General features: G+C 53.4%; 4 protein-coding genes. 1 reads left to right on the forward strand and 3 read right to left on the reverse strand.

Going from position 1 to position 2760, the window contains the following annotated elements:
• Positions 1-336: 336 nt before the first annotated feature.
• A complete protein-coding gene (locus tag QZY01_RS22205; RefSeq protein WP_294541623.1) occupies positions 337-525 on the reverse strand; it encodes a hypothetical protein in 189 nt (62 codons plus the stop codon).
• A gap of 109 nt (positions 526-634) precedes the next feature.
• On the opposite strand from QZY01_RS22205, the gene QZY01_RS22210 reads away from it, so the two are divergent.
• Positions 635-1138, forward strand: a complete 504-nt coding sequence (locus tag QZY01_RS22210; RefSeq protein WP_294541625.1) for a hypothetical protein — start codon at positions 635-637, stop codon at positions 1136-1138.
• Between the two features lie 300 nt (positions 1139-1438).
• Here the strand turns inward: QZY01_RS22210 and QZY01_RS22215 are convergent, their stop codons facing one another.
• Entirely contained in the window at positions 1439-1918 is a 480-nt protein-coding gene (locus QZY01_RS22215) for a MucR family transcriptional regulator (protein WP_294541627.1), read from the reverse strand.
• Between the two features lie 172 nt (positions 1919-2090).
• Positions 2091-2387: a hypothetical protein gene (locus QZY01_RS22220; protein WP_294541629.1), complete on the reverse strand. Its 297-nt coding sequence runs from the start codon at positions 2385-2387 to the stop codon at positions 2091-2093.
• Positions 2388-2760 lie beyond the last annotated feature (373 nt).

Consider the following 2760-nt stretch of genomic DNA (forward strand, 5'->3'; position numbering starts at 1 on the left):
CGAGCCGTTCAGCTCGGACCTCAATGAATTGGTTCGTGTTGGTTCTGCGCATAGGCCTAGACATAGATGTTGCTATCCATGTCCAACCATTACCAAACACGCGCCCCGCGCCGCCAGAATGGCACCGGGTGGACGCTTACGTGATACCGGTGGCGCGGAACGTTTGGTTGCCGATCTTGGTCTCGATTCTGGAGCCCACAGCCCTGCGCTGAATCATCGCATAAACGTTGGCTTGCTATGCCCCGGCCAATCGTCCGGAAAAGCGGTCCGTTCAGGCGCGCGGCCCAGCGGGTTGGACGAGGGCCTGTCGGTGATGGGGGACAGTGGCGAGGTGATTCAAGCGTCACCCCGCTTCTCTAATTCTTGTGTGATCTTTTTTCGGTCACGGCGGAAGAGGTCAAGAATTGGCTGCCGTCCCGGTCCCGGCGCCTTTTCCATATCATGCACGACATGTTGGATGATTTCGTCGAGGTGAACGAGGGCGGCTTCCAATTCATCGCGGGAGCGTTCTTTGAGGAGTTTCATCGGTAATCCATTCAAATTATTAGATAAAAGTCATTAACTCACATAATTGCCAAGGCCAAGCGCGAAGCTAGACGCGGGGTCTTAAAAGCGGAAATCTCGGAAAGCGTTGGTGCAGGCGACGCAAGTGCCGCTTTCGACGGATTGCCGACTTGCACAATCCTTTCTCGGATTGACGCCGACTGGTTTGCAATGCCAAAGACGGTCAATATTCGATGGTGAAAAAATGGCTGACTATTATCCCCTTTTAGAAAAAGTCGTTTCCGTCCTGAAGATTTCTACCCCTCAATCGCGCCGCGTGATTTACGAGCGCGCGAGTATGGTGATGTTAGAGCAATTGCGCGGTATGCATCCGCCGATGTCCGAAGACGCCATCGAGCGCGAAACGCATGCGCTAAGGGACGCCATCGCCCGTTTGGAGCGAGGTTTTTTCTATTTTCCGCCCGTCGCGGCGCCGGAATCCCCGCTTAACCCGGAAATATCGCATCGCGCGCGATCATCGCGGATCACAATCCCAACCAAGCTGGACACTTTCTTGAACGGGCAGCGCGCTCCCGATCTTCTGAACAGTTTTCTGCAAAAAATAAATGGATTTCTGACGGGTCGCTTTCGTTAAAGCGCGGCGGGACAACGTTGGCGTCACGGGCGTTCTCGAAACAACTACGTGGGTCATCGTGCTCGCCGATTTCGACAATGCCGATTTTCATCGCCAATCTTTCGGCAGTGCGTCTGTTCCTCCTCTTCAAATCGTTGAGCGCGATCAAGTCGAGGGGGCGGGGAATCCCCGTCAGAATTTCCGGAAGAATTCTCAGATGGATTTTCGGGCGCCGTGTTCGCGATTCTTTGCGAATGCGAGGAGTCCGGCGTGTAATCGGGCAGGAAGCCCGCCATTGCCGGGCTTCCTTATTGCACCCACTCATTCCGCCGCTGTTTTCGGCGCCGCCTTCCTTCCACCCGGCTTTTTCACGGCAACTTTCTTCGCGGCAACCGCCCCGCCAGCTTTTCGACCCAACCCAAGGCTCAACGCCAGAGAGGAACGCTGAGCCGCATAATTCGGGGCCACAATCGGATATTCCGCTTTCAACCCAAAAGCCGCCCGATATTCATCTGGGGATGAACCGTGTCCCGTTTGAAGGTGCCTTTTGAGAGATTTGAACGATTTTCCGCAATGGAGGCAGATAATCGCGTCTGGGGTTACGGATTTTTTGATCGGAACGGCGGGCTCCAATTTCTTTGGCTCATCAACAGCCGGAGCAGGAGTTGAACCAACGGAAACACCAAACGCGGATTTGACGGTCTCAATAACTGCGTGGAGATCAGCCGGAGTTACAGTGTTGTTCGACAGGTAGGCGGATAGGACGTCCGCGACCAGCGAGGTGTTGTCGTTCTCGGACATTGTTTTTCTCCGATTCGTTTTTTTTCAATGACTTGAAGTAGCGCCGGGATTCGTTGGTTGTCAAATAATGGATGGCAATGTCATTGCCGAATGGATCGTATTTTGGAATTGCCGCTTAGGCGTGGCTATCCAAAACGCAGAAAGTCCGGCATCACGGGATGCCGGACTCTCTCTAGCCCTTCTTTTTGAACGGATCATCAGTGGGAGCGTCTTTTCCCAGCGAGCGTTGATAATCAGATGGAGCGTGCTTTTTTGATTGAGCTTGATCCGATTTCGGCTTTTTCGCCTCTTTATTGCTTCTCACTTGGCCTTTCGACATCATGTCCTCCATCATGTGTTGTGGAACAGGCGGTCTCCTTTGCTCCGCTTCGAAACAAATGGCGCCACTTTTGAACGGTTGGCGTCTGGCGGAGCGCAATTTGTTGATATTCGCGCCTGTCCGCGCTGCAAATGGTGATTGTGAGGCCATCGTCAAAGCCCGCGCTATCGCAAAAGAGCGTGATTGCGAATTGCCGGTGGATTTTCGGGCCGCGCTGTCGGGGAATTTGGCGCCGACCGGACGACCAAGAGCTTTTTCGGAGGGGGCAGTGAAGAAGGGCGCGCTTCATTAATGACATTGCCGCGTTCGTCGTGGATTTGTGATTGCGTCGCGGAAGCAGGTGTCCTAAAATACGCGCCTTCACAAAAGACTTTTCAACTCGACGCGCAGCGATAGCTTGGCCATGCGGACGCATAGCTATAGCTTGGCGCTACGTATTATTTATATGTCGTTTCACAAATACCTTTTCTCGAATCACCTAACTCTAACTTAGGACGATACGCCATGCCTCGTAACATCAACA

The sequence above is a fragment of the uncultured Rhodoblastus sp. genome, from assembly GCF_903903185.1.
In the GTDB taxonomy this organism is placed as follows: Bacteria; Pseudomonadota; Alphaproteobacteria; order Rhizobiales; family Beijerinckiaceae; genus Rhodoblastus.